The sequence below is a fragment of the Bacillus sp. AM1(2019) genome (assembly GCF_009906915.1).
GTDB classification, from domain to species: Bacteria; Bacillota; Bacilli; order Bacillales; family Bacillaceae; genus Bacillus; species Bacillus velezensis.
Genome location: NZ_CP047644.1, coordinates 893911 through 919479, shown reverse-complemented (window position 1 = coordinate 919479; position 25569 = coordinate 893911). Strand labels below are relative to the sequence as shown.

The following is a 25569-nucleotide window of genomic DNA, read 5'->3' as shown; positions in this document are numbered from 1 at the left end:
GCCGCCTTTCGGACGGCATAAGTTTTTTTATCAGTTCAAATTCTGAATCGTAAATAAGTGTCTGTACTGGCCGCCTTGGGCCATTAATTCCTCGTGCGTGCCGGTTTCGACGACGGCGCCGTTTTCCATGACGACAATTTTATCCGCGTGCGTAATCGTGGACAGCCTGTGGGCGACGATAAAAGTCGTCCGGTTTTTCGCAAGCTTTTCCATCGCTTCCTGAATGTAGTGTTCACTTTCAAGATCAAGAGCCGATGTCGCTTCATCCAAGATTAACAGCGGCGGATTTTTTAAGAACACACGCGCGATGGAAATCCGCTGTTTCTGCCCGCCTGACAATTTGACGCCCCGTTCGCCGACTTTGGTTTCATAACCTTCTGGGAAATTCATAATAAATTCATGGGCATTTGCCGCTTTCGCAGCCGCAACCACCTCATCCAGAGACGCTCCCGGTTTACCGATGGCGATATTTTCACGAATCGTCTCACTGAACAGAAACGTATCCTGAAGCACCATTCCGACTTGATTGCGGAGGCTTCTCGCTTCATAATCGCGAATATCTGTGCCGTCAATCAGCAGGCTGCCGCCGGATACATCATAAAAACGCGGTATGAGGCTGACAAGCGTCGATTTACCGCCGCCGCTCATCCCGACGAGCGCGACGGTTTCCCCTTTTGTCACCTTTAAGGAAACGTCCTGCAAAATCGTTTCTTTTCCTTCCTCATAACGGAACGAGACATTTCGGAATTCAACTTCGCCCTTAATGCCGTCAGCTTTTACTGCATTCGGTTTATCAGTCAGTTCATACGGCTCGTCGATAAATTCAAATATGCGGTCCATTGAAGCGATCGACTGGGTCAGCGTCGTCGATGAGTTGATCAATCTTCTGACCGGATTGTACATTCTGTCAATATAGCCGACGAACGCAACCATCGTCCCTACCGTCAGCGGACCGTTTATGACAAAATAACCCGCAAACGCGATAACGAGCAGCGGCGCCAAATCCGTAATGGTATTCACGACTGCAAACGTTTTTGCGTTCCAATTCGTATGACGGATCGCTCTGTCCAGAAAATGTCCGTTTTTTTCATCAAAATTGGCTTGTTCATAATCTTCAATGGCAAAACTTCTGATGACGGGCATCCCCTGAACTCTTTCGTGCAAATGTCCCTGAACTTGGGCGAGTGCCTGAGAACGCTCACGTGTCAGTTTTCGGAGGCGGCCGTAAAAGTATTTCACTGAAATTCCGTATAACGGAAACAAAATGACAGATATCAATGTCAGCTTAACATCGAGTGTAAACATAATGCAGATGACGATCAGCACCGTCATCATATCAAGCCAGATATTCATCAGTCCCGTTATGACAAAGTCTTTTGTCTGTTCGACATCATTTATCACCCGGGAAATGACTTCGCCCGTTCTCGTGTTGGCATAAAACCTCAGGCTCAATTTTTGAATATGATCAAACAATACCCCCCTGATATCATAGAGCACCCGGCTGCCCGTCCATTGCGCGAAGTATTGCCGATAGTACTCTACCGGGGGACGCAGAATTAAAAACAGCACGAACATGATGCCCATTATCGTGAATAGCGATGATGTTTTAGCGCTTGCCGTTCCGCTCCCTTGAATAATGTCATCGACCACGTATTTTAACAGCAGCGGGAGAGCCAGCGGGATGGAGAATTTTATGATGCCGATTAACACTGTGATAAAAATTTGTTTTTTATAAGGTTTTACAAATTGCATATAGCGTCTGATTACGCCCACACTTTATCCCCCTCTCTCTTTAAGGCGTGTGAGCCCATGTGAAAAACCTGTTGACACCCCAACAGGTTTTTTATTGTATTCTTTATTTTGTATAGCGCAGATACCGTTCATACCACATATCAACAAATTCCGGAGCAAACGGTCCTTTCCGCTGATGAATCCAGTGCAGCAGCGTATTCAGATACTCCTTCAGAATGCTGTCGATCTCTTTAGGGTAATTCATTGATTTGCGGTGGTCATCGTATTCATCCTCGTCAAGAATGTTATACGTCATATCCGGAAACACCTTGACATCCAAATCGTAATCAATATATTTGATGGCCTCTCCGTCATAAGCGAACGGCGAGCTGATGTTGCAATAATAGTGTACCCCGTCATCTCTCAGCATTCCGATGACGTTAAACCACTGACGGGCATGAAAGTAGCAGATCGCCGGTTCTCTCGTCACCCACGTCCGTCCGTCGGATTCCGTCACCATTGTCCGGTCGTTGGCTCCGATGATACACAATTCCGTACTTTTTAAAATCGTCGTTTCATTCCAAATTCGATGAAGCAGCCCGTTATGCTTATAGCTGTGAATTTGAATGGTTTCTCCTTCCTTGGGATATCCCATATTTCTCCCCTACTTTCTGTAAAGCCCTGCAGTCAATGCAGCCGCAATTGCTTTCCGACAAGTCTTTTCACTATTATAACGTTACGAATTAAAAAATGAAAATAAAAGAACCACTCCGCTTCCGGAATGGCACATTCATTTCTGCACATAGGAAGACGGCTTTTCCGTGCTGCGATAAGACTGGATGACTTGCTCTGTCTGCCTTTGGAATAACTCCTGTATGCCGGCCAGGTCTTTTCGCTTTGTCGCAATTTCGTCCTGTACATTGTCCAGCTTTGCATCTCTTTCCAGACTGATGAGTTCCGCTTCCACCTGCCGGCAGCGGTCAAGTTCTGACTGCAGCTCGAGAAGCTGATCCATGATTTTCATCTGTTCACTTACAAGCTTTTCAAACTCTGACATCGGGTTCCTCCTTAGGCTTTTAGGTTGATACTCCTTACCATTTCGATTTTACGCCGGAAAACCCTTTGACTCATTCTGTAGAGGAATCACAAGTTTTGTCGTTTTGGCAACAAAAAAAAGCACTTCCATCCGAAGATGAAGTGCTTTTTCGTTTCAGTGATTAGCTGTTTTGTTGTTTGTTTTGTTCAGCAGATTGGTTTTGCTTTCTTACCTGCTGCACATCAGTTTCACTGCCGAATTCAGTGCCGAATTGCCCCTGACCGGAAGCTGATTGCTGGTTTTGTTTTTTCACCTGCTGAACGTCTGTTTTGCTGAATTTTGAGTTTGCCATTGTTATCACCTCCACGCACTTTAGAATGCGCAGCAGATGATAAGGCTATTCATCTTTTTTTAAAACTTATACGAGCAGAGAACGTCCGCCGTCAATAATGATGGTCTGGCCGCGGATCATATCCGCTTTTGAAGAAACTAAAAACTCCACCGTATCGATCATATCTTTAATTTCGACCATTCTGCCGGCCGGCGTATTTTGGCGGGCATCTTCCAGCAGTTCATCTCTGTTAGGGAAATGCTTCAGCGCGTCCGTATCAATCGCTCCGCCTGACACCGCGTTTACGATGATATTATTCGGAGACAGCTCAACCGCCAGATAACGGGTTAACGATTCTAAAGCGGCTTTTGAGACACCGACCGTCGTATAGTTTTCAAGATAGCGGATGCTGCCGAGCGAGCTGATGCTGACGATGTGGCCGCCTCCGTTTTTCTCCATCATCTTTGCTGCTTCCTGGGCGCAGAAAAGCAATGCTTTCGCATTGATATTCATCGTCCAGTCCCAGTGTGTTTCTTCGAGTTCCATGACCGGTCTCAGCACGCCTGAAGCCGCATTATTGACGAACACGTCCAGTCTGCCGAATGTTTCGTCAATCTGGCGGAACATGTCTTTGATTTTTGCCGGCTGGCCGACATTGGCTTTAATGACGAGCGTTTTAACGCCGAGTTTTTCAATTTCTTCGGCGGTTTCTAATGCCGCTTTTTTACTGCGGGCGTAATTGATGACGATGTTGTATCCTTTTTCCGCGAGTCTGATGGCGGCTGCTTTCCCGACGCCGCGGCTGCTTCCCGTGATCAGTGCGCATTTATTTTGTTCCATTTTTCCTCAGCTCCTTGCTGTGTATAGTTCTTTTCATTCAACAAACAATAAAAGCAATATGTGTTGAAAGGGGTCTTTTATATGTATGTCGGACGTGATATGGGCGAATTGGCCATGATGCCCAAAAAAGATTGGAGAGATTCAGAGCTCGCCTATTTCCATCATGCCTTCCAGCAAATTATGCCGTATTTAAACGAAGAAGGCCAGTCCAAATACCGGGAACTGATTCAGGAAATCGAAGCCCGCGGCGGACTGAAACGGAATGAAGCGGATTACGGCCACGGCACTCGCGTCAGCTATGACTGACGCTTTTTACAGGCGGCCGCTTTCTTCCGCCATTTTCCATATCTTTTGATGGGAAACGGGAAATGCGTATTCCTCGAGCTCCTCTTTTGTAACCCGTATGAATTCCGTTGTATCCGACACTTGTTTTACTTTACCGAAAAAGACCGAAATATTCCAGACGAGATGGGTGAAAACATGTTCTACGATGCCTTCCAGCTCCCCGATTTCAGCGGTTGTTCCCATCTCTTTTTCTAAATAGGCTTCAAGCTGCTCTCTTTCGGTTTTGATTCCTTTCTGGGTTTCGGTATTCGGAAACTCCCACAAGTTGGCGAGCAAGCCTTTTGGCGGCCGTTTATGAATATAGACATCGCCTTGATCGTCTGTCAGCACAACGGCTGCCATTGTTTTTATTCCGGGCTTTTTCTTTTTGCTTTTAACGGGCAGCTCCCGCTCTGTCCCTTCCGCAAATGCCGAACAGTGCTTTTGTACGGGGCAAAGCAGGCAGGACGGCGATTTCGGGGTGCAGATGATCGCGCCGAGCTCCATTAAACCCTGATTGAATTCAGATGGTTTTTCATGAGAAATGAAAGCGGATACCGCCTGTTCGAAAATGGTTCTGGTTTTAGGTTTTGCGATATCGTCCCATATGGAAAGAATTCTCGACATGACACGCATCACATTGCCGTCTACGGCGGGAATCGGTTTGTTGTATGCGATGCTGAGCACGGCGCCTTTTGTATAAGGGCCGACGCCTTTCAGTCCGCCAAATTCCTTTTCCTCGGCAGGGACGACTCCCCCGTACCGCTCATGCACTTCTTTTACGGCGCTTTGCAGATTTCTTACACGGGAGTAATAACCTAGCCCTTCCCAGGCTTTGAGCACTTTTTCCTCATCGGCTTCAGCGAGCGCCGAAACGGTCGGAAATTGCTCAACAAACCGCCGGAAATAAGGAATGACGGTTTCTACGCGCGTCTGCTGCAGCATCACCTCTGATACCCACACCCGATACGGGTCCTGATTTTCTCTCCACGGCAGAATTCTCTGTTCTCTTTCGAACCATGTAATTAAGTCCTCGCGAAATTTGTCTATATCTTTTTGTTTCATTTTTTCTTCAAGTGCGTTCATATCTTCTCCTCAGATGTTTCGGGTTCCGCTTTTCTTGACACCGTATTTTGGTGTAAACTTAGGGCACGTTACGATAATATGTTACATTAAATAGTGATAAAGAAAAAGCGGAAACATATGAGAACGGCGGATAAACGCCATGATTGGGCAAACAGAAAATGGGGAATATCTTATAATGCGAAATATGCGGGCGACTGATTTTTAACGCCTGCTAGGAGGTCAACAATGGATACTGGCACTCACGTTGTCATGGGTATCGCGCTTGGCGGAATCGCAACTCTTGATCCTGCCGTCGGCATGCACACCCCCATGTCTCAGGCAGTTATGATCGCCGCTCTTGCCGGCTCTCAGGCACCTGATATTGATACCATATTGAAGCTGAAAAATAATGCCGTTTATATTCGAAATCATAGAGGGTTCACGCACTCCATTCCCGCCGTTTTATTTTGGTCCGTTCTGATTCCGGGTATTTTGTTTATGTTTTATCCGGAAGCGAACTTTTTGCACCTGTGGCTGTGGACGCTTCTCGCTGTCGTTTTGCATGTGTTTGTTGACATTTTTAACGCGTACGGCACGCAGGCCATCCGCCCGTTTTCTAGAAAATGGATCGCTCTCGGTTTAATCAATACCTTTGATCCGTTTATTTTCGTCAGCCATTTGGCCGCGATTGCCGTGTGGTATATCGGAGGTCATCCGGGTGTGACATTTCTGATGCTTTATATCATCCTCGCAGGATATTACGCCGTCCGGTTTTTGATGCAGCTGCGGATAAAGCGAAGGCTGCGCGAAATGATTGAAGAGGAGATTGAAACCATCATTATTTCGCCGACGATGAAATTCAGGCAGTGGCGTATCGCCGTGACGACGGCGCATGCCTTTTATGTCGGCAGAAGCCTTGACGGCCATGTCGTGATATTGGATACATTCAACCGCGTGCCCGTTCCGGAAACCGATGTGATGAAGGCCGCGAAACAGGACGAAAATATTGCAGCCTTTCTTTCCTTTTCCCCCGTTTACAGGTGGGAGGTCGATACCTTTAAAGATCATTATGAGGTGCGCTTTATTGATTTGCGCTACCGGAGCAAAGGCCACTATCCTTTTGTCGCCATCGTCCACCTCAGTCATGATTTAGAGCTTCTCTCTTCTTACACGGGCTGGATTTTCAGCGAGGAAAAATTGCAGAAAAAATTAAAGCTCGGCTCTATTTAAGAGCCGGGCTTTTTTTGTCTTCTCACATATATAGCCGCAAACACGAGGCTGATCACCGATAGAGCGGCCGCGGGTTTAAAAAACGGCGGGTAATACGTTAATTGAATATCGTTTTTTCCTTTTTGTGCTTTAAATCCGATAAAGGAATAATCCGCTTTTTCAATCTGCTCTTTTCTGCCGTTTATCTTCAGCTCCCAGCCTTTTTCATATGGAATCGGAAGCATGATATACGGCGCGCGGGTTTTGTTATCATACGAGATATGAAGCGTATTTCCGCGCCAGCTGAGATCGGCCCGCGGTTCTTTTTCCGCTTTTCGGTATGCGCTTTTCAGCGTATCGTACCGTTCTTCATAAAGCGCCAGTCTGTCAAGCTGATACGATCCTTTCGGCAGACGGATTTGGATGTTTTTTGTTTTCGGCACTCTCACAGTAAGATCGTTGACACCTGTTTTGTAAATGGATTGATTCGATTTTCTCGTTGTCGTGTAATCGTTCACTTTTAATGTAAAGCCCTGGTCCTTCGCTTTATTCTTCAAATAAAAGCTGACGTAATAATCGCCGCCGTCCATCTTAGCGGCTTGCGGCGTAATGATCAGGCCGCCGCCGTCTTCGTTTACCGTCAGGATGCCGTTATGATAATCGCCCTGTTCGGCCGCTACCTCTGCATGGCAGATCATATTTTTCGCCTCAGGCGCTTTTTTCGTGTTGGTTGTGCTTGATTCCATGACGATCCCGTCAAGCATTGCCCGCTCCCTGGCAAGGGCGGGCGCTTTTTTCAGGCCGCCCTCGTTATATACGCGATCGGCTGTCCGTACGAACGGAAGCATATATTGATTTTGATAAACCGCATAATGGGATGATTCCATGATTTTTTTGAACCCGTACGGCACGCCGACCTCGTTTGTTTTTTCCGTCATATAATATTTTCCGTAAAGCAGGCTGTATAAATTAGCCCTGTTTCCTAATGTCGCATAGCGGCTGACGCTTTCTCTGCCCATGTCAATCTGGAGGTCGTTCCAGTAAAAGGACAGCAGATTGCGGTTCAGTATGCTTGAGTATACGCTGAATCCGTTGAACCCGTATATGATCGGGGTGTTATTGAAAACACCGTTCATCCAATCTAAACGGGCAAACGGATCAGGGTCTTTTTCTTTCAGACGCTGAATGAGCTCTGATTGTTCTTTGCCTTTATAGTGAGCACCCGTCATAAATGTATGCGATACCGTATAAATCTTCCCGCCTTCTGATAAAGCATATTTTTCATATGTATTAGCCGTAAGCACAGCCGTAAGCAAAATGACGGCATAGACGGCGGGCACCGCGCCTTTCAGTCTTGTCTTTGCTGCAAAGAAAGCGGCTATGCTCAGCACCAGAAGAAGGATGACGGGCAGGTTGGCGCGATCAGAAATATCCAGACTGTACCGCCTCACCTGGCTCCAATAGAGCAGAACGACGAGTACGGCGGACATCAGCATACTCTTCATGCTGATGTCTGAAAGCTTAGAAAGCCCGGCTGAAACCGTTCCGGCAATCGTGAAGCACAGGACGTATTCAAACCTGTTCTGCGGAGCTGAAAAACCGTTAAAGGCACTTGCCGCGAACGGACTGAAGTGAAACAGAATATACAGCAGACTGATTCCCGCAAACAGCCGGAACAAGCGGTTTTTGTATAAAGTAAATGTAAATAGAAAAAGCAAAAAAGCCGCCGGCAGGATGATTATCCGGCTAGAAAATAAAATGTTGTCGGAAACATCAAGCCATGCAATATGCTCTGAATACGGCGGCCGCAGATTATGAAGGTATCCGTATACGACAGGAATAAAGGAAACTGCGCTTATGCCGAACCCGAGAAGGCCCGACAGAATAAATATCCGGCATTGAGTGAGCCTTTTCGCCTCATTGCCTTCAAGGGGGATCACCCACCTGAATAAGATATAAACGCCGATGAAAATCAGATTAATATACGCAAAATAAAAGTTGTTGATCAATGTCAGCGCACAGGCGAAGATAAACCACGCCGGCTTTTTTTCCCGGATGATTTTTTCCGCGCCCAACACAAGCAACGGCAGCCACACCATACTGTCAGTGAAAAAGTCCCAATATACCTCATGCCGGAAGTAGATAATCGAGACCCCGTACAACACGGCGCCGGTAAAAGCAGGCACCGTCCGTTTGACGAAATAACGGAACACACACGCCGCCGTGAATATGATCAAACTCTGCTTGGCGATGCTGATAAAAACGGAGGCCTGCGCCCAAAACAGCGCATCAGCCTCACCCGTCAGCTGAATAAGCTGCAAAAAGCGGACAGCGGCGGAGATAAACAGGAATAGAAAAGAAGTAGAGAAATAATAGCCGAGCTGACTGTACACGCCCCCGCCCAGTCCGAACGAATAGCTGTAAAACAGCCTGCCGTTCATATATTGATCAAACAGCAGCTTTTTGAAGACCGCCATTTGGGCGATCCCGTCTCCAGACCCCGTCATATAGCGGCCTTGCGACCACTCTTTTAAGAAAAAAATATGAGCGGCTGCCGCAGCCAGCACACAGGCTGCCGGCAAGATCCATTTATTTTTTTTCATACAACGTCCCCAGACCCTGCGCACAGCGGCGGCTGTTTAATGGTTCCACTTGCGCTTTTTTGTATAATTCGTTTCATTTTGTTCTCCGTACGTTATATTCGCTTCTTTAATTAAATAGTGCGGCCGTTTTTTTGTTTCATAGTAAATCCGGCCGATGTATTCTCCGATGATGCCGAGACTCAAAAGCTGGATGCCCCCTAAAAACAGCACGGCGGAAATAATGGTGAAGTATCCGGGTACGGACACGCCGTGTGTCAGAATATGAACAAAGGTCGTTACAATATAAACCATCGACAGAAGCAATATCAGAATACCGGTGAAAAAGCATACCCTAAGGGGCTTGTTGTTGAAGGAGACGACACCGTCCATTCCGTAGTTGAACAGATTGCTGAATGACCATTTGGACGTGCCGTTCTTCCTTTCGACATTTTCATAAAATACGATTTTCTGGTCAAACCCGATCCAGCAGAACAGCCCTTTCGAGAAACGGTTTCCTTCACTCAGCTTCAAAAGGGCATCAACGGCCTGCCGGCTCAGCAGGCGGAAATCTCCGACCCCGTCACGCAGGTCCACTTCGACGGCTTTGTTGATAAATTTATAATACAGGGAAGAAAGCACGGAACGCACGGGGCTGTCCCCTTTTCGGTTGCGCTGCGCGATGACTTGGTCATACCCTTCTTCATAACCTTGAATGAAGTCTTTCAGCAGATGGGTCGGATGCTGCAGATCGGCGTCCATCACGATTACCGCTTCGCCCTGCACGTGTTCAAATCCTGCCAAAATGGCCGCTTCTTTCCCGAAGTTGCGGGAAAAAGATATGTATTTGACGCGATGGTTTCTGGCGGCCAGTTCTTTAATCTGCTGAAGGGTGTCATCCGCGCTTCCGTCATTGATGTAGAAAATTTCATAGTCATAATGAATCGTCTGAAACTCTTTTTTTAAAGATTCATGAATGAGCTTGACGTTGTTCCCTTCATTGTAAGACGGAATAATAATTGAGATTAACCTTTGTTTCATGAAGGCACCTTCTTTGTATTATTCTTTTTTTAGGACGGCCTTAAAGGAATGTCCGCAAAACTTCAGTAAGGCTTTTCCTTTTTTTAATGACGTTTAAACCATTTTTTTGTTACAGGGAAAGAAAATTTTTTCTGCATATGGTTTATATTTTGTCATGTTTTTCGGCAGATATGAGAAAAAAAAGAAAAAGTCTGTACGCGGGACAGACTTTATTGCTGAAGGTATTCATGAATCAAATGGCTGACGATGCGCGGTTTTTCGTGAATGACCCAATGTGAGGCATCATCTATGAAGATTAAGTCGCCGTTTGGAATCATCCGTTTTGTTTCCTTGGCGAGCTTTTTGCTCAGCGCTCGGTCATTGACGCCCCATATTAATCGGTACGGAACGGGCATTTTAAGCGGAACGGCAGGGACTAAACCGCCGGCTCTGATCGCCCGGTACCAGTTCAGCATCGCCGTGAGCGCTCCTTTTCTGCCCCATGCTTCTTTGTAGCTGCCGATATCTTCCCGTGAAAAAAGCGCCGGGCGTTCGGATAAGCCGATCGCGTGATCCAATACGCGGTAATTGTCTTCAGACAATCTCCGTTCCGGCTTTTCCGGAAGCTGAAAGAACGCGATATAAGAGCTTTTCTTCCACTGCGGCGGGTAGAACGGTGTGACCTTCCGCATAACCGCCGGATGCGGGATATTGACCGTGATCAATTTTTCTACGTATTGCGGCCGCGTGGATGCCAAATGCCAGGCCACGGCTCCTCCCCAATCGTGTCCGATGACGACGGCCTTGTCATCTGTAAAATGAGTGATCAGCCCGATAATGTCGTCTCTGAGCGTATCAATGGTATAGTTTTCAATGCCCTCCGGTTTGTCACTGAGATTATAGCCGCGCTGATCAGGCACGACAACATGGTATCCGGCATCCGCCAGCGGTTTGATCTGACTCTTCCAGCCGTACCAGAATTCCGGAAATCCGTGCAGCAGCACCGCCAAAGGACCGTCTTTCGGACCGGCTGAAGCCGTGTGCAGCGTCACTCCGTTTGTTTCGATCATGTGAAACGTAATGTCATTCATCGATTCTCCTCCCCGTTTGTTTCAATCTTCTTTCTGTTAAGACGATGATCAGTACGCTGATCGCAATCAACAATACGGCCTGAACGATCAGGGCGAACGGCTGAGTCAGCCGGATAAGCAGGCTGCCCGCAAATCCAGCTGCCGCCGAAATAAGGCCGAACAAAATCATGAGGAGCGCACTGAATCGATTTCCTTCTCTCCACTGCGACTCATCCGCCATAGAGCGCTTCGTCCGATATCCGTACAGGCTGTTGATCGACTTCGGCGGAAAAAATGTGACTAAAATGCCGGCCGCAGCCATCAGAAGGCCGCCGATCACCATTATCATATCCCTCACTCTCCTTTTCATCTTTTACGAAAGGAAAGGCGGAAAGTTTCAGAAAAAAAGCAGGCTCATTCGCCTGCCTGAATCTTTATTTTTGAGTTAAGTCGGCCGTTTTCACATAACCTGCTTTCCCGCCGTATGTGACGTACGCCCATTTACGGTCACACCCTCCGTCATGGCTGAACCCCCAGCCGAGCACATTGACGGTTTCACCCGCTTTAACGGACCCTTTTTTGCCGGTTTCCAAAGTCGGCGTATAAAAAGCGGTTTGTTTCGCCGTCACCGCCTTCACCGGCTGCTTCATCAGAAAATGCGTGGAAATATAGGCTTTGTGACCTTTGTAGTCAATCTCAGCCCAATCTGCTCCTTGAAGCCGTTTAACCTTTACGGAATCCTCTGAACGAAGCGTGCCGATAATCGACCCTTGTTTATTTGGTTCTTTGCGGACGTTAAGTTCTCCTGCTTTCACGATATATGTATCTGCTGCGGTGTCTATTTTTGTCTGGTGAACTGCTGCGGCATTCGCTGCCGGATCGAAAAAAACGGTGCCTGCGGCTAAAAATAAGCAAAGTCCTGCGGCCGGAATAAATGCGGTTAACCCCTTTTTCATGTTCATTGTGGTTCCTCCCCGCTATTTTATAAGTTATTACACATTTCCACATTCCGCGGGTCGTCAAACATGATTTTCCCATTTCTTTTATAAAAAGAAAAAACCGCCGGAATATATCCGGCGGGCGCACTGCTATGTTAATGCAGGAGGCCCCTGCTTTGATCCAAATAATGAGAAACGTCTTCCCGAACGCTCTGGAACATATGGAGCTTGCTGCCGTATGATTCGATCCATTCCTTGACGACGCGTTCCGTCATTTGCTCTCCTTGATACGGGCGGCCGGCTTTTGCGTAAGTCGCTTCGAAATCTCCCCATAAAAGCTCAACCCAAGTTCGCGCTTGCAAATAGCTGAGCATGTCATTTTTCTCAAGCAGCAAATTCGTCAGTTTGTCGATATATGTATTCATGTCTCTGTCTCCTTTCCTTGGGAAAACCTGCTGCTTTTACGCAGCTTGTCACAGGCATATACTAACTTTACGTCTTCAGTCCAGAAGGCGCAACCTTTTGATATTGGCCGAGGGGGAAAACAAATGGTCCGGAACAAGGCAAAAGGATTTCCTAATCAGAACAATAATAAGTTTGAAGGCGAACCGCGTGCAAAGGATGACTACGCTTCTAAACGGGCGGACGGTTCAATTAATTCGCACCCGCAAGAGCGCATGAGAGCTTCAGGCAGACGATAACACACACCGTAAGAGACCGGGAATGATCCGGTCTCTTTTTTGCGGAGAAAAACATTCTTTTGAGGTCATAACGCTAAATAAATTCCATAATATGTTAAATGTTCAACCGAAAGCCGGTAGACAAAAAAGGAGGGGTTTTATAAAATGAAGACAGTTTCAAAACGATTGCTGAGCCTTACCGCATTCTTACTGTCAGTTTCATTATTTGCTGTTTCAGCAGAAGCAGAGGGCAGTCCGCAGACATCTGTATCAAACAGCGGTGAGGAGTTTGACGCACATCTGAATCAGCCTGTACAAACAACACAGACATCCCCCGCTTATGAAGGAACGGGCCTCACCAAAAGACAGCTTGCACAAAACAGCAAAGCTGACATCAAGTCATTAAAGCCTTCCAGTATTATTGGGACAGACGAACGAATCAGAATTTCTCCTACAACATCATTTCCATATCGCGCGACAGCACAGCTGACCGTTACATACAGCGGCAGCACAAGCACTTACGGATGCACCGGTTTTTTTGTCAATGCCGACACGATCGTTACGGCGGGACATTGCGTGTATGATCAGAAAAACGGCTGGGCATCGAAAATTACGGCAGCTCCCGGCCGCAACGGGTCATCGTACCCGTACGGCTCTTATTCAGGCAAGACATTCTACAGCGTCAAAGGGTGGACAGAAAACGGTGACACAAACTACGACTACGGCGCAATCAAAGTAAACGGGTCGCCCGGGAATACTGTCGGCTGGTACGGCTACCGGACGACCAACAGTTCCAGTCCGGCCGGGCTTTCCTCAACCGTGACAGGGTATCCGTGCGACAAAGTGTCCGGTTCCATGTGGTCGGACAGCAAGCCGATACGTTCTGCCGAGACATATAAACTCACCTACACGACAGATACGTTCGGCTGCCAGAGCGGATCGCCCGTTTACCGCAATTACAGCGACACCGGCCAGACCGCCATTGCCATTCATACAAACGGCGGGTCGTCTTATAATCTGGGAACAAGGGTGACAAACAGTGTATTCGACAACATTCAATATTGGTCAAATCAATAAAGCTTTTGTTTTCTTGCTCGCCGCGGCCGTTTTATGCGGATGCGGCAAAGCGGATGATTCCGCCGACAAAAAAGCACTGCCCGTTACGCTCCATGTTGAGGATGCAGACGGTTCACCGGCGGCCGGTGTGACGGTCACCGTGATGAAAGCGGCGGAGTCAGATCATCAGCCGAATATAGACCGCGGAGAGATAATAGGCAAGACTGATCACCACGGCGATATTGCATGGAAAAGCGGCGCGAAAGGAACCTATGCCGTCGTTTTTGAAAAAGACGGGGTACCGGAAACCCGGAATATTTCCTTAGCTGAGAGTGATAAACATACGGTGATCAGCATTACATTGAAACACTGAAAAAAGCTTGCAGGCGGAATATCCCCTGCAAGCTTTTTGTTATCCTTTATGCACTTGGTATTCATAGACATCTTTCTTCTCAGACAGATGAGCGAACGTGGAAAGCACAAGGCCGAGAGCCGTCATCAGCGCACCGCCGGCAAACAGCCATGAGTAAGATCCCGTTCCCCCGAGAATCAACCCGCCGATCCAGGCGCCGAGCGCGTTTGCCAGGTTAAAGGCGGAAACGCTCACCGCAGCGGCGATTGTCGTGCCGTTTTCAGAGGAAGAAATAACCTTGGTCTGCAAAAGCGGCGGCGTGCCGAACGCACATGCGCCGAATAAAAATGTCGCTGAAACGGCGGCGGCTGGAAAAACGGCGATATAAGGGAAAATCGCCAAGACGCCGATCAAGCCGATCATCACACCGATCATCGTGCGCGTCAGCAGTTTGAGCGGCACTTTGCCCGCGAAAAAATTCCCCGCCACTCCGCCGAGACCGTAGGCAAATAATGCGCCTGTAATGCCGACTGTGCCGAACCCCGCTGAATCTCTTAAAATCGGCTCAATAAACGTGTAAGCGATAAATACGCCTGAGTAGCCGAGAATGGTGATCGCAAAGGAAAAAATCACTTGTTTATGCTTAAAGACACTCCATTCATTCATCAGCATCGGAATCACTTTCGGTTTCCGGTTCGGCACGACCAGCATCAGTCCGATCAGCCCGATCATGCCTAAAACGGAAATAATGAAAAAGACGGCCCGCCAGTTAAGGGCATCCCCTAAATAAGAGCCGAACGGGACACCTAGCATCAGCGCCACGGTTAATCCGCCGTTCATGGAAGCCGCGGCGGCGGAACGTTTTTCAGGCGGCACCATTTCACTCGCAAACACCATGGCGATCGCAAAAAAAGCTCCGTGGATGGATGCGGATAAAATTCTGGAAATCGCCAGCACGGCGAAGTTTGGCGCAAAGACGCTCATCAGGTTGGCAAGGACGAAGATGCCCATCAACCCTAGCAGCACCGGCTTTCTCGGCAGCTTAACCGCGATAATGGTTACGATCGGGCCCGTCAGGCAGACGCTTGCCGCGTACGCCGTAACAAGCATGCCCGCTGAAGATACATGTATATGAAAGTCATCGGCAATCGACGTCAGAATACCCATGACAGCATATTCCGTATACCCGATGGAAAATGTGCAAATCATTAAAACAAAAATCATTAATTTCACAGATGGCTGTTTCATTTTGATATTCAACGCAAATCGCCTCCTTTTTATTTAAAAAACAACGAATTCCATCTTAAAAGATATCAAAAATGAATTCAATCATTTTTTACTGAAAGGTTGAAACGAATGTGCCGAAAAGAAAAAGAGGCCGGAACCGGCCTCTTTTGTTATTTTTTTTCTTTTAAAACGGAAATCGGCAGTGCTTCTTCCCCGTCAGACGGGGAAGATCTGTGTCCCCAGGCGAATACGCCGTTGATGTAATCAATGCGGAAAGTGTCATCAGAACCTTCTATCTGATACACCCCGCCGGGCCGAAAGTCTTCCGGGTTCAGCATGTAAGCTTTGGCCATCGTAATTTTCCGTTCAAGCACGGCCAGTTCATTTACAATGCCCATCTGTTCCGCTTTTCGCGCTTTTTCCGTCAGTCCCGCAATTTCGGTCTGTAGTTCATGAGGCGTCATTTGACTGTATCGTTTGTCCATTTCAGTTTACTCCTCTTCCTGCAAGAATTGATCAATATCGTCAATCGAGAATCCTTTTCTGAATAAGTACTGTTTGACCTTCATTCCGCTTTCATAACTGCCGTCATAGCGGTATTTCCTGATCGCTTTTTCCGCATGAGCCTTCAGAGCTTCCATCTCGGCTTCATCATCATTTTCATACTCCGTCTGCTCCAGAGCGGCATTGATGACGTCGAAAGGGAAACCTTTTCGCTGAAGCTGCATCTGCGCCCGCTGTCTGATCTCTTTTGTGGACAGCTTTTTGTCTTTTTTCAGGATTTTGCCGATATGTTTCAGCGCTTCTTGTATCTGCTCATCAAATGTAAACGCACTGAGCGTCTCCTTGATGGTATCGTCGTCTATTCCTTTCGCTTTCAGCTCGCGGAACAGGACGTCAGGGCCTTTGCCGTTTGTTTTTTTGTGGGTGCTCGCATAGGCTTCGGCAAATTCTTTGTCATTTAAGTAGCGGTAATCGTACAGTTTATGGATGACTTCAGAAATGACCATGTCCGGTGTTTCTTTTTTCTTCAGATGATCCCGGACTTCTTTTTCAGAGCGCATCCGGTATGATAAAAATTCTACGGCGCGGTTAAAGGCTTTTTTCACGTCATCGCCGTGCTGGATTTCAAGAATGTCAAGCTCGTCCAGTTCTTTCCCTTTTTTCAGGTCAAAACGCACAAGCACGTCGGCGTCGACGCTGAATGCATATTTCTCATCAAGAAAGATGTTGAAGCGCTCGGTATTTTTCTTTTGGGTCGATATTTTTGTAATAAACGGCATCCCGGTCTCCTTTCCCGCCCCGATGTTCAGGCGTTTTTCTTTTTGGCAAATGAGGTACAGTATATGTATCAACGTGTAAGGAGAGATGGATATGAATATCGCGATGACAGGCGGCACCGGTTTTCTGGGCCGGCATCTGACAGATGTGTTGACCCGCCGGGGACATCATGTCTATATTTTATCAAGAAAACAGAGAGAAACCGAACAAAAAAATGTGACATATGTTCAATGGCTGGCCGAAAACGCGGCGCCTGAGCGCGAGCTTCCCCCTATTGATGTATGGGTGAACCTCGCCGGCAAATCCATCTTTGACCGCTGGACGGACACAACGAAGGAACAAATCATCTCAAGCAGAATAGAAGCGACGAGAGAAGTCAGACGGATTATGAAGCAGCAGCCGAAAAAACCCCGGGCTTTGATTCAGGCAAGCGCCGTCGGCATTTACGGCACAAGCACAGAAAAAACGTTCACCGAACAGTCAGATACGTCAAATGAAGATTTTCTCAGTCATACGGCTCATATGTGGGAACGTGAAGGCCAGAAAATTGAAGCGCTCGGCATCCGGACGGTATATGCCAGATTCGGGGTGATGCTCGGTGAAAAAGGCGCCCTGCCGCTCATGGTTCTCCCTTATAAACTGTTAGCCGGCGGCACCATCGGCTCTGGACGGCAGTGGCTGTCATGGGTTCATGTCGATGACGCCGCGGAACTTATCGCTTATGCGGCGGAGCATGATGACTTGTCCGGTCCCATGAATGTAACATCGCCGAACCCCGTAGAAATGAAGCAATTTGGAAAGACGATTGCAGGCGTCCTGCACCGCCCCCATTGGATTCCCGTACCGGAACTTTTTCTGGAGAAGGCCTTGGGAGAAATGAGCCTGTTGATCGTAAAAGGCCAGCGCGCCCTGCCTAAGCAGGCGCTGACATCCGGTTTTCAATTTACGTATGAAGAACTTGATTTGGCTTTAAAGGATCTCTTATCTGCATAAAAACGGAAATAAAAGCCAATCCTATTGGTATTCTGTTTTAAAGGAGGGTCTTCTTTTATGGAAAAGAAGCGCGAAAAACATCAACAGGGAGCCAATCTGAAAAAAATGCAGGAAGTCCTTTATTCCGGTGAATTCAAAAAAGCGGAAAGAGCAGCCAAACGGAAATAAACTGAATAAAGTCCGGAACCGGGCAGATACTATGTTTGTTTGATATCACTTTTTTCAGGGGGCGATTGATATGGGCAGAAATCATACTCACAAAAACCGTGATAAAAACAAACAAAAACTTCCTCAAGTTCCGGATGCTTTGAAACGCGAAACAGACGGCACATATGAGGAATATTCAAGCGAGCTTGCTGATTCCGCTGACCGTGAAGCGCAGGCGCGGATGAAAGCCGCTGACAACAGAGCTAAAAGCAAAACCCGCTAATACGAAATCCCCGCCTCTGTGTAGAGACGGGGATTTTTTTACAGTTCGGTAAACAGGCTTTTTGCCGGCGTCCGTTCTTTCGCCTTAGGCTGTTCATCCGGATAGCCCGTTTGAATGATGGCGGCAAAGCGCTCATTGTCAGCAAGGCCGAAGTCTTGGTGCACCTGTTTGTCATACATAATGCGGCCGCTTTTCCAGACCATGCCGATGCCGTTTTCATGCGCGAGAAGCTGAAGGTTTTGAATCATGCCGCTCAGCGCCGCGAAATCATCGTTTCTCGTAAATTCATTTTCATCTTCTTTTAAGACGACCAGCAAAAATCCCGGAACGGCGCTGAGATTTTTTCTCATGTTCCGCTCTTTTTCCTCGTTGAAATCATCTTTTATCTTTTTGAAAAATGAGACGTAGCTGTCCGCAAGCTTTGCTTTTCCCGCTTCGCTTGCTGCGTAGATAAAACGCCATGGCTCCGTCAGTCTGTGGTTCGGTGCGTAAACGGCCGTTTCAAGCATATCTAATATGACTTCAGAAGGTACGGTTTCCGGTTTAAACGACCGGATGGATCTTCTGTTTCTGATTGTATGTGCAAGACTTTCGTTTTGCTGTAATTGTTCGGTTTTCGGCATGCCGATTCACCTTCCTATCCAAATGAAAATGATTATCATTTATAATATAACGGATACGACCGGCTTTTGTAAACCGTTACGGAAGCTGAAAATTGATTGTTTCGGCATACACGGCCGTTCCCGTCATCTTGATGTTCATCTTTTCGTTATCTTCTGTGATCCTGATTTCCACTTTTCCGTCTTTCCCGATTTCCTGGCCTTGTTCAATCGTGAGGCATTCGGCTTCGGAGCCTCCGTATTGCCGCATATAGGCTGCCATGACGCCTGAAGCGGTTCCCGTGACAGGATCTTCGGTCGTTCCGGAGAAAGGGGAAGAAAAATGGCGTCCGTGCAGATCACTTTCCGGATGAACGGTTTCCAGAGAAAACGGATGAACGCTCGCTTTCGGAAGATCGCGCAAAATAGCGGGGAATTGTGCGTTGTCCGGCACCATATTCCGTGATGCTTTAAGTGATCTCAGCGGAACAATCAGTGTCCAGATCCCCGTTGATCCGTAGACAATCGGCAGCTCGCTGTGAAAATCCTCAGCCGTAATCCCGAGCGAGGCGGCAAGCTTTTCTTTGTCGCCCGTAAACGGCAGAAATTGCGGGGGAGCCTGTTCGAGTGTGATGTATACCCGGCCGTTTCGTTCAGCGGCTTTTGCGGGAAGAATGCCGGCTTTTGTTTCAATTTGATATGTCTGATCAGCCTGAAGCCTTCCCTTTTCAATTAATGCGTAAAGAGAGGCGACGGTAGCATGTCCGCATAAATTCATTTCGTGGCCGGGTGTAAAATAGCGGATGCGCAGATCGGCTTCTCCGCTTTTACAGAGAAATGAGGTTTCATTGTACCCTGCCATTTCGGCGATCATCTGCATCTCTTCATCTGAATAATCATCTCCGTTAAAGACGATTCCCGCGGGATTTCCCAAATCCGGAATATTGGAAAACGCTTCATATTTAAACACGGTTGCCTGTTTCATTCTTCAGCCTTCCTTTCACCTTATGATCATGTTATTCAGTATAACAGAGTGAAATTAGAATTTTTAGTCAATTATTCAAAAAAAAAAAGACGCCTTTTAACGGCGTCTTTTTTTGGTTTTTCCGATCAGGCGGGTGACGAGGATCATCGTGACGGACAGCGATCTGTTTTTGCGGTACGCCAAGTATTTCCCGCGCCACTCCGGTTTGTATTTTTCTTTAAAGGCCCGCAGCCCGCTGAAGCTGTACATATACCGGACGTTGTTGAAGATGACGGCCGCGATTCTTTCCGACCAGAAAGATGTAAAAGCCGTACCTACGTTTGACAAAGGCGCCATGCCCATATTGAAGGTGGTATAGCCTTTTTCCTGCGCCCAGAGAAACAGACGGATGAAAAGCGCGTCCATAATACCGTTCGGCGCGCTTTTCCGATAACGCATCAAGTCGACGGATATCTCGCCTTCCTGATACATCGGCATCAGGTTGGCAAAAGCGATGATCTCCCCTTCCGCGTCTTTCACGTAAGCAATCGGCGCCTGTTCCAAATAATCCCGGTCGAAGAAACCGAGGGAAAAGCCTTTCTCTCTTTTCGGTCCGAGCCATTCGTCCGAAATGTCTTTCAGCTTGGCGATAAACTCGGAGGAAAACGGCGGTTCCCCGACATGGAACGTGTAGCCTTCGCGGTCAAATTTGTTGTTAATCGCCCGCAGCCCCGCTTTTTTCTTACCTGACAGCGTAAATGCCTCCATATCCACGAACGCTTCTTCTCCAAGCTTGAAGAAGTTATAGCCGAAGTCATGGTACAGCGCCAGATCTTCACGTTCGATCTGATAAAACATGACACTCAGCCCCTGCTTATGCGCTTCATTCAGAAATTCCTCAATCACAAGCGGAAAAGAGTCTCTCTGTCCTGACGGATCACCGAGCACGACAAGCCTTCTGGAAATCTGGCTGAACAATAAAAGCGCTTTGCCGTCGCTTGAGAAATAAAACCGCTTATCCCCGAGAAAGCCGAGATGGCTGAGGGCATTTCCTCCTTCTTCCGCCAAAAAGGACTTCAGCCGTTCAGGATCGGCCTCTTCTCCGATCGGCTTCGATCTTTTATGATAAAAGAACGTAAACACAAGGAAAAACAGCGGCACAACAATAATGGCCGTCATCGTGGCATATGTAATGTGCGAATTGTTATGGACGAAATAGTCGTGGCGCAGCAGCCGATTCATTTTATCCCAAATAAAGCCGGCAATGAGATTGTAGTTAAACAAGGCGATAATAAACAGAGCGGCCGCAAAAATCATCTGGCCGAGCGTATACGATGCCTGCTCTCTGATAAACTGCCGCTTTAACAGCACAAGCAATACGATGACGACAGGCAGAATAAAGATCGCGCTGATGTTCATTCCTTTTAAGAAACTGAACACAAAGCCGCCGACCAGCGCGGCAACCGCCATTGAATAAGAACGTTTCGTCCGTTTGTATAATTCAATCGGCAAAATTAATAGAATCAAAGCCGCGCTTAGCGATAACCCGTTAAACGCAAGGAGCGCCGGGCGCGGAATGTGCGGAATGACCGTCTCCCTGTCGATCGGCAGGGCGACGGACGCAAGCACGACGACTCCCGACACGAAAACCAAAAGCGACAGCGAACCGTAAAGCACCCTGATCAAGATAGCGCGCTGGAATACGAGAAGCACGTTCGTCGTTTCCACGGCAGACGCCATCTTCGGATTTGATTCCAGCCGTTTAAGCGTATTTTCCGTTAAGTCCCCGGCCGCAAAGAACAGACCGAACACAAACGGGATAAATGAATACACAATCCGGTAGATGACGATGGATGTCACGACCGCCTCCTGCGGAAAGCCCATATTCTGCATGCCGAGCAGAAACAGAAGGTCAAACGAACCGAATCCTCCCGGCACAAGGCTGATGATTCCCCCGATGGCGGCAATGGCAAATACACCGAATACATGGCGGACATCCGCGTGAATTCCCATGACATACAGAGAATAATACATGACGACAGCCGCCGCAAACCATTCGGCAAACGATGCCCCGATGTAAGAAAAAACCGGATGCCTCGGTTTTGTTTCACCGTCTTCTGTGCCAGCTTTTTTATTGTTGATCCAAGCGGCGATTAAGGCCACCGGCACAATAAGCGCCACGCCGGCGATGACAGCCCACAGCCACGGTTTCTCACCTGTAATCTCTCCAACCGGCAGAACCCGGGCGATGGTCAGGATACTGAACACGGACAGCCCGAGCAGCGCTGAGGACGTAAGCCAGGCGATGCCTGCGACGAGGCGTTTTACGTCATTCGTATGTTCTTTGTAAAGCATCGTCCGCAGCCCGACGCCCGCCAGACCGCCGAATCCAAGGACATTGTTAAAGGAATTGGCGATAAAGGAGACCCTGAATACTTTCCAATTCGGAATGTTGAGGCGAAGCGTCCGTTTCAGCACAAAGTCATAAAAGGACATCGCGCTGACGGCAAGGAGGCCGAGCAGAACGAGAATAAATAAATCGTAACGCTCAATCCCGTTAATAATGTACAGCGTTCGTTTAAAAGAAAGGTCTGTCAATTCCTTTTTGGACTGATAAATGACTAAAAGCAAAACTGCAATAGGAAATAATACTTTTAATATCGATAAGGCATTCTTTTTAGTCAGCAATGTTCTCTCCAATCATCATAAAATAGCTTATTTATTATAATTCCCCCAATAATCTCCAACATATTATACACTACCACCTCACATTCAAACAAAACTCGTCTGCAACTTTCTTTCTCTGATTAAAATCAGTAATATGGTATGCAGGAGTATGAATGAGGAAGTGAGACGATGGATTATAATCTGCATGATACAACAGTATTAGGCGGCGATATTTTTTCTCCTGAGGAACGGGATATTTGGGTGCTGTACATGAAAGTGATGACATCGGCGGGGCTTGGCGATGTGTCGGAGTGGATGAAGCTTGATATGAGCATGCCGCAAATGAAGGTGCTGATGCTTCTGAACAACCACGGGACGCTTAAGGTGAGTGACATAGCGGAGAAAATGGGCGCTTCTCTTTCAAATACGACGGGGCTGCTCGACCGTTTAGAAAAATCATGTTTCATTACACGCGCTCCGTCAGAAGAAGACCGCCGTTCAGTCGTCGTTCAATTAACGGAAAACGCGAAAGATATTTTCCGCAGCCTTTATCAAAAAGGGCATGTAAAATTGAAGCGTTCATTGGAAACACTGACCGCTGAAGAAAAACAAACGGTCAATCAAGGGCTTGTCATTTTGGCAAGAGCGCTTGATTCTTCCAAACAGGGATAGAGATGAAAAAGGCCTGCCGGTATCGGCGGCCTTTTTTTGTTTGACATTTAATTCACTTGAAGTGAATAATATATTCGAAGTGAATTAAAAAACGGAAGGATTGATCAGTATGCCGGAGCCATTGCAAACAGAAAAAAACCAGAGCCGGGCCATCACTCTCTTTACGATCGGTGTGTTCATGGCGGCGCTGGACAACGGAATTATTTCCGCTGCTCTGACGACGATTAACAGCTCTTTTGATGTTTCTCCTTCATGGGGATCGTGGGGAGTGACCCTTTACACATTGGGACTCAGTGTCAGTGTGCCGATTGTCGGCAAGCTGTCGGACCGATACGGGCGGAAAAAGCTGTTTATGATTGAAGTCGGGCTGTTCGGACTCGGCTCTTTGCTTGTCGCACTCAGTCAGAGCTTCCCGATGTTTTTGGCGGCACGGCTCATTCAGGCGCTTGGCGGCGGCGGAATTTTTATAATCGGGAGTTCGCATGTGCTGGCCGTGCTTCCGAAGGAGAAACAGGGGAAAGCTCTCGGGCTTTTAGGGGCGATGAACGGTATGGCGGCCGTCCTCGGACCGAATATCGGGAGCTTTTTGCTTGATGTAACCGGGTCGTGGCATTGGCTGTTCTTAATTAACCTGCCGATTGCCGCCGCTTTGGTTGTGTGCGGCGGTTTGTTTATCGCTGAAACGAAAGAGCCTGGGGCGAAACGGCTTGACCTCGCCGGCACAATGCTGCTGTCTCTTGCGATCTTATCTTGCATGATCGGTATCACGAATCTCAATGGGGCGAAGCTGTCAGAAAGCATAATGGACGTAAAGGTGTACGGGTATCTTTTGGGATCGGCACTTCTCTTTCTGGTGCTGCTTAAGGTCGAAAAGCGGGTTGAAAACCGAGGGGGCGATCCGATTCTCGCCTACTCGCTGCTGCAAAATAAAGTGTTTCAATGGACGCTCGTCATCGGATTTTTATCGGGAGGGCTGCTCGCTGCGGTCATTTTTATTCCTTCTTATGCAGAGCAATATTTGCACGTATCGGCGGAGAAAGCGGGTTATTGGATGACGCCGCTCGCTTTGGCGTCAGGCATCGGAGCGTGGCTCGGCGGGGCGATCACGGATAAAAAAGGGCCGGTCTTCTCCGCGGTTGTATCAGGCGCCATCGCATTTGCAGGCTTCAGCCTGTTTCCGTTATGGGTGACGGATAAATGGGAATTTGTCACAGCGAGTGTCATTGCGGGGATCGGTTTCGGATTTCTGCTCGGGGCTCCGCTGAATGTGCTTGTATCAGAAACGGCGGGCCAAAACAAAGGAACAGCGCTCGGCACGCTGTCACTCGTAAGGCAGGTCGGGCTGACGCTCGCTCCGGCTTTATATGCCGGCTTCATTACAGCGGGCTTTGACCGGATCGGAGATGACATCAAAAACCGTTTAGCGAAAAGCGGCATTCCCGCTGATCAGGCGCAAACGCCCGATATCGGCGGCGGACTTTCTTCGTTGCAGGAGCAAGTGAGCCGAATCCCCGTTCCCGCCGTCAAAAAAGCGGTTTCTGATGCGATTGAAGCGGGCATTGCCAGCGGCTACCACCATCTTTATACGGCAGCCGCCGTCATTTCATTATGCACGATTGTATCTGCGGTTGTTTTGGCGTTTTTCCGAAAGCCGGCACACTCTAAGACAGATGCCAGCCCATCCGCCGGGAAAGCTCAGTAATATGGGCGATGTGATGTTCAGAGTGCCAGACATATAGTCCGAGCGCTTGTTCCAGCGTAATCGACTCTTTAGATACAGGATGGAAGTATGTCCGTTTGAATTGGTCTTCCGTCATGGAGCGCAAAAGAGCGGCCCATCTTCTGTGCAGAAGCGCTAACAGCTCAAGCGCATCCCCGCAAGCGGCGGTTTTGGAATCATGAAGATCGGCCCAGCCTTTTTCATCATAAGGGCGGATTTCCGGTTCATTCTCCGTTAAGCTCAATTTAAACCGGGTATAGCCGTTCATGTGGCTGTCCGCCAGATGGTGAACCACTTGGCGGACAGTCCATCCCCCTTCGCGGTACGGCGTATCAAGCTGACTGTCCGACATCGCTCTGACAGCTTGTTTCAGTTTGGCCGGAGCGTGTTCCAGCGCATTGATCCATTCTTGTTTCTGTCCGGCCGAAATCGATTCGGCCGGCTGATATTCTCCAATCGGATAGCTGAGGGTTTGTTTTTCCATTTTTGTCTCTCTCCCGTTGATCGTATTATGAAAGTATGATGGTGATGTCGCAGCCTTCCGCTTTCGCTTCACGAAAGACCTGAAGCACACTCTCGGCGCCATTTTCTGTAAGCTGCTTGCTTTGTTCAAACTGTCTCCATTCTAAAACGAGGGGGTATTCCACCCATCCGGTCAGACAATCCCATAAAGCGTCAAGGTTTTCACCGTAGTATTCAGGAAGGGCAAGTTCCTTTTTCAATGTCTGGTGCAGGTCGCTCATACTTCTGATTTGCTCCCCGTTAATAACTGCTTTATTCATGCG

At 48.0% G+C, this 25569-nt stretch carries 29 protein-coding genes and 1 pseudogene; 10 read left to right on the top strand and 20 right to left on the bottom strand.

Translation table 11 applies throughout. From position 1 onward, the window contains the following. Positions 1-30: 30 nt before the first annotated feature. The 5 genes and pseudogenes from GNE05_RS04695 to fabL all read right to left on the bottom strand — a co-directional run bounded on the left by GNE05_RS04695 (position 31) and on the right by fabL (position 3938). Entirely contained in the window at positions 31-1773 is a 1743-nt protein-coding gene (locus tag GNE05_RS04695) for an ABC transporter ATP-binding protein (RefSeq protein WP_014417243.1), read from the bottom strand. 82 nt (positions 1774-1855) lie between these two features. Continuing rightward, positions 1856-2386, bottom strand: coding sequence for a nucleoside tri-diphosphate phosphatase (ntdP, locus tag GNE05_RS04690; protein WP_003155475.1), 531 nt, complete (start codon positions 2384-2386; stop codon positions 1856-1858). A gap of 135 nt (positions 2387-2521) precedes the next feature. Further along, positions 2522-2788, bottom strand: coding sequence for a YgaB family protein (locus tag GNE05_RS04685; protein ID WP_003155476.1), 267 nt, complete (start codon positions 2786-2788; stop codon positions 2522-2524). Positions 2789-2948: 160 nt separating this feature from the next. Then, positions 2949-3101: pseudogene (locus GNE05_RS04680) on the bottom strand (gamma-type small acid-soluble spore protein); the annotation flags it as partial. An 84-nt stretch (positions 3102-3185) separates the two neighbouring features. Next, positions 3186-3938 (bottom strand): enoyl-[acyl-carrier-protein] reductase FabL, encoded by a 753-nt coding sequence (gene fabL, locus GNE05_RS04675; RefSeq protein ID WP_160182513.1) that lies wholly within the window; start codon positions 3936-3938, stop codon positions 3186-3188. A gap of 81 nt (positions 3939-4019) precedes the next feature. Between fabL and GNE05_RS04670 the strand changes: the two genes are divergently transcribed. Next, positions 4020-4244: a hypothetical protein gene (locus GNE05_RS04670; protein ID WP_007408563.1), complete on the top strand. Its 225-nt coding sequence runs from the start codon at positions 4020-4022 to the stop codon at positions 4242-4244. 6 nt (positions 4245-4250) lie between these two features. Here GNE05_RS04670 and mutY read toward each other — a convergent pair whose 3' ends face one another. After that, the gene (gene mutY / locus GNE05_RS04665; protein WP_012117124.1) at positions 4251-5348 is read right to left on the bottom strand and encodes an A/G-specific adenine glycosylase; all 1098 of its coding nucleotides are present in this window, start codon (positions 5346-5348) and stop codon (positions 4251-4253) included. A 225-nt stretch (positions 5349-5573) separates the two neighbouring features. On the opposite strand from mutY, the gene GNE05_RS04660 reads away from it, so the two are divergent. Further along, a complete protein-coding gene (locus tag GNE05_RS04660) occupies positions 5574-6557 on the top strand; it encodes a metal-dependent hydrolase (protein WP_114354946.1) in 984 nt (327 codons plus the stop codon). On the opposite strand, the gene GNE05_RS04655 is transcribed toward GNE05_RS04660, so the two are convergent. The 6 genes from GNE05_RS04655 to GNE05_RS04630 form a co-directional block, all read right to left on the bottom strand. Continuing rightward, a complete protein-coding gene (locus GNE05_RS04655) occupies positions 6554-9139 on the bottom strand; it encodes a YfhO family protein (protein ID WP_160182512.1) in 2586 nt (861 codons plus the stop codon). The two genes, GNE05_RS04660 and GNE05_RS04655, sit on opposite strands and share 4 nt — an antisense overlap. A gap of 36 nt (positions 9140-9175) precedes the next feature. Then, complete coding sequence (locus GNE05_RS04650; protein WP_003155484.1) at positions 9176-10156, bottom strand: glycosyltransferase family 2 protein; 981 nt, start codon at positions 10154-10156, stop codon at positions 9176-9178. Between the two features lie 209 nt (positions 10157-10365). Further along, positions 10366-11226, bottom strand: a complete 861-nt coding sequence (locus GNE05_RS04645) for an alpha/beta fold hydrolase (protein ID WP_160182511.1) — start codon at positions 11224-11226, stop codon at positions 10366-10368. Then, positions 11219-11554: an SdpI family protein gene (locus GNE05_RS04640; protein WP_017419152.1), complete on the bottom strand. Its 336-nt coding sequence runs from the start codon at positions 11552-11554 to the stop codon at positions 11219-11221. The genes GNE05_RS04645 and GNE05_RS04640 overlap by 8 nt, the downstream gene beginning before the upstream one ends. Positions 11555-11639: 85 nt before the next feature. Next, positions 11640-12167, bottom strand: a complete 528-nt coding sequence (locus tag GNE05_RS04635) for an SH3 domain-containing protein (RefSeq protein ID WP_160182510.1) — start codon at positions 12165-12167, stop codon at positions 11640-11642. A 131-nt stretch (positions 12168-12298) separates the two neighbouring features. After that, positions 12299-12568 (bottom strand): YfhJ family protein, encoded by a 270-nt coding sequence (locus tag GNE05_RS04630; RefSeq protein WP_003155492.1) that lies wholly within the window; start codon positions 12566-12568, stop codon positions 12299-12301. Between the two features lie 123 nt (positions 12569-12691). Here GNE05_RS04630 and GNE05_RS04625 point away from each other — a divergent pair, with 123 nt between their 5' ends. The 3 genes from GNE05_RS04625 to GNE05_RS04615 all read left to right on the top strand — a co-directional run bounded on the left by GNE05_RS04625 (position 12692) and on the right by GNE05_RS04615 (position 14252). Next, positions 12692-12844: a small, acid-soluble spore protein K gene (locus GNE05_RS04625; RefSeq protein ID WP_003155495.1), complete on the top strand. Its 153-nt coding sequence runs from the start codon at positions 12692-12694 to the stop codon at positions 12842-12844. 144 nt (positions 12845-12988) lie between these two features. Then, positions 12989-13900: a trypsin-like serine peptidase gene (locus GNE05_RS04620; RefSeq protein ID WP_029973980.1), complete on the top strand. Its 912-nt coding sequence runs from the start codon at positions 12989-12991 to the stop codon at positions 13898-13900. Continuing rightward, positions 13863-14252 (top strand): DUF2606 family protein, encoded by a 390-nt coding sequence (locus GNE05_RS04615; RefSeq protein WP_061861286.1) that lies wholly within the window; start codon positions 13863-13865, stop codon positions 14250-14252. Before GNE05_RS04620 ends, GNE05_RS04615 begins: the two co-directional genes overlap by 38 nt. A gap of 39 nt (positions 14253-14291) precedes the next feature. Here GNE05_RS04615 and GNE05_RS04610 read toward each other — a convergent pair whose 3' ends face one another. The 3 genes from GNE05_RS04610 to recX form a co-directional block, all read right to left on the bottom strand. Continuing rightward, entirely contained in the window at positions 14292-15485 is a 1194-nt protein-coding gene (locus tag GNE05_RS04610) for an MFS transporter (RefSeq protein WP_025284446.1), read from the bottom strand. A gap of 143 nt (positions 15486-15628) precedes the next feature. After that, complete coding sequence (locus GNE05_RS04605; RefSeq protein WP_007408553.1) at positions 15629-15943, bottom strand: YfhH family protein; 315 nt, start codon at positions 15941-15943, stop codon at positions 15629-15631. A 6-nt stretch (positions 15944-15949) separates the two neighbouring features. After that, positions 15950-16741, bottom strand: a complete 792-nt coding sequence (gene recX / locus GNE05_RS04600) for a recombination regulator RecX (RefSeq protein WP_003155502.1) — start codon at positions 16739-16741, stop codon at positions 15950-15952. 91 nt (positions 16742-16832) lie between these two features. Here recX and GNE05_RS04595 point away from each other — a divergent pair, with 91 nt between their 5' ends. The 3 genes from GNE05_RS04595 (at position 16833) to GNE05_RS04585 (ending at position 18162) form a co-directional block, all read left to right on the top strand. Then, entirely contained in the window at positions 16833-17732 is a 900-nt protein-coding gene (locus GNE05_RS04595) for a TIGR01777 family oxidoreductase (RefSeq protein WP_160182509.1), read from the top strand. A 57-nt stretch (positions 17733-17789) separates the two neighbouring features. Further along, the gene (locus tag GNE05_RS04590; RefSeq protein ID WP_003155504.1) at positions 17790-17900 is read left to right on the top strand and encodes a YfhE family protein; all 111 of its coding nucleotides are present in this window, start codon (positions 17790-17792) and stop codon (positions 17898-17900) included. Between the two features lie 70 nt (positions 17901-17970). Beyond that, positions 17971-18162, top strand: coding sequence for a YfhD family protein (locus GNE05_RS04585; protein WP_003155508.1), 192 nt, complete (start codon positions 17971-17973; stop codon positions 18160-18162). Positions 18163-18200: 38 nt separating this feature from the next. On the opposite strand, the gene GNE05_RS04580 is transcribed toward GNE05_RS04585, so the two are convergent. The 3 genes from GNE05_RS04580 to mprF all read right to left on the bottom strand — a co-directional run bounded on the left by GNE05_RS04580 (position 18201) and on the right by mprF (position 22413). After that, complete coding sequence (locus GNE05_RS04580; protein WP_007408549.1) at positions 18201-18785, bottom strand: nitroreductase family protein; 585 nt, start codon at positions 18783-18785, stop codon at positions 18201-18203. 76 nt (positions 18786-18861) lie between these two features. Continuing rightward, positions 18862-19746, bottom strand: a complete 885-nt coding sequence (locus GNE05_RS04575) for a PhzF family phenazine biosynthesis isomerase (RefSeq protein WP_160182508.1) — start codon at positions 19744-19746, stop codon at positions 18862-18864. Between the two features lie 96 nt (positions 19747-19842). Further along, positions 19843-22413 (bottom strand): bifunctional lysylphosphatidylglycerol flippase/synthetase MprF, encoded by a 2571-nt coding sequence (gene mprF / locus GNE05_RS04570; RefSeq protein ID WP_160182507.1) that lies wholly within the window; start codon positions 22411-22413, stop codon positions 19843-19845. A gap of 168 nt (positions 22414-22581) precedes the next feature. Between mprF and GNE05_RS04565 the strand changes: the two genes are divergently transcribed. Then, a complete protein-coding gene (locus GNE05_RS04565; protein WP_160182506.1) occupies positions 22582-23064 on the top strand; it encodes a MarR family transcriptional regulator in 483 nt (160 codons plus the stop codon). Between the two features lie 109 nt (positions 23065-23173). Then, on the top strand, positions 23174-24766 hold the full coding sequence (locus GNE05_RS04560) for an MFS transporter (RefSeq protein WP_160182505.1): 1593 nt from the start codon (positions 23174-23176) through the stop codon (positions 24764-24766). Here the strand turns inward: GNE05_RS04560 and bstA are convergent. Further along, a complete protein-coding gene (bstA, locus tag GNE05_RS04555) occupies positions 24726-25268 on the bottom strand; it encodes a bacillithiol transferase BstA (protein WP_160182504.1) in 543 nt (180 codons plus the stop codon). The genes GNE05_RS04560 and bstA overlap by 41 nt on opposite strands. Before the next feature lie 25 nt (positions 25269-25293). Further along, positions 25294-25566: a ribonuclease inhibitor Barstar gene (locus tag GNE05_RS04550; protein ID WP_007408543.1), complete on the bottom strand. Its 273-nt coding sequence runs from the start codon at positions 25564-25566 to the stop codon at positions 25294-25296. Positions 25567-25569: the final 3 nt, after the last annotated feature.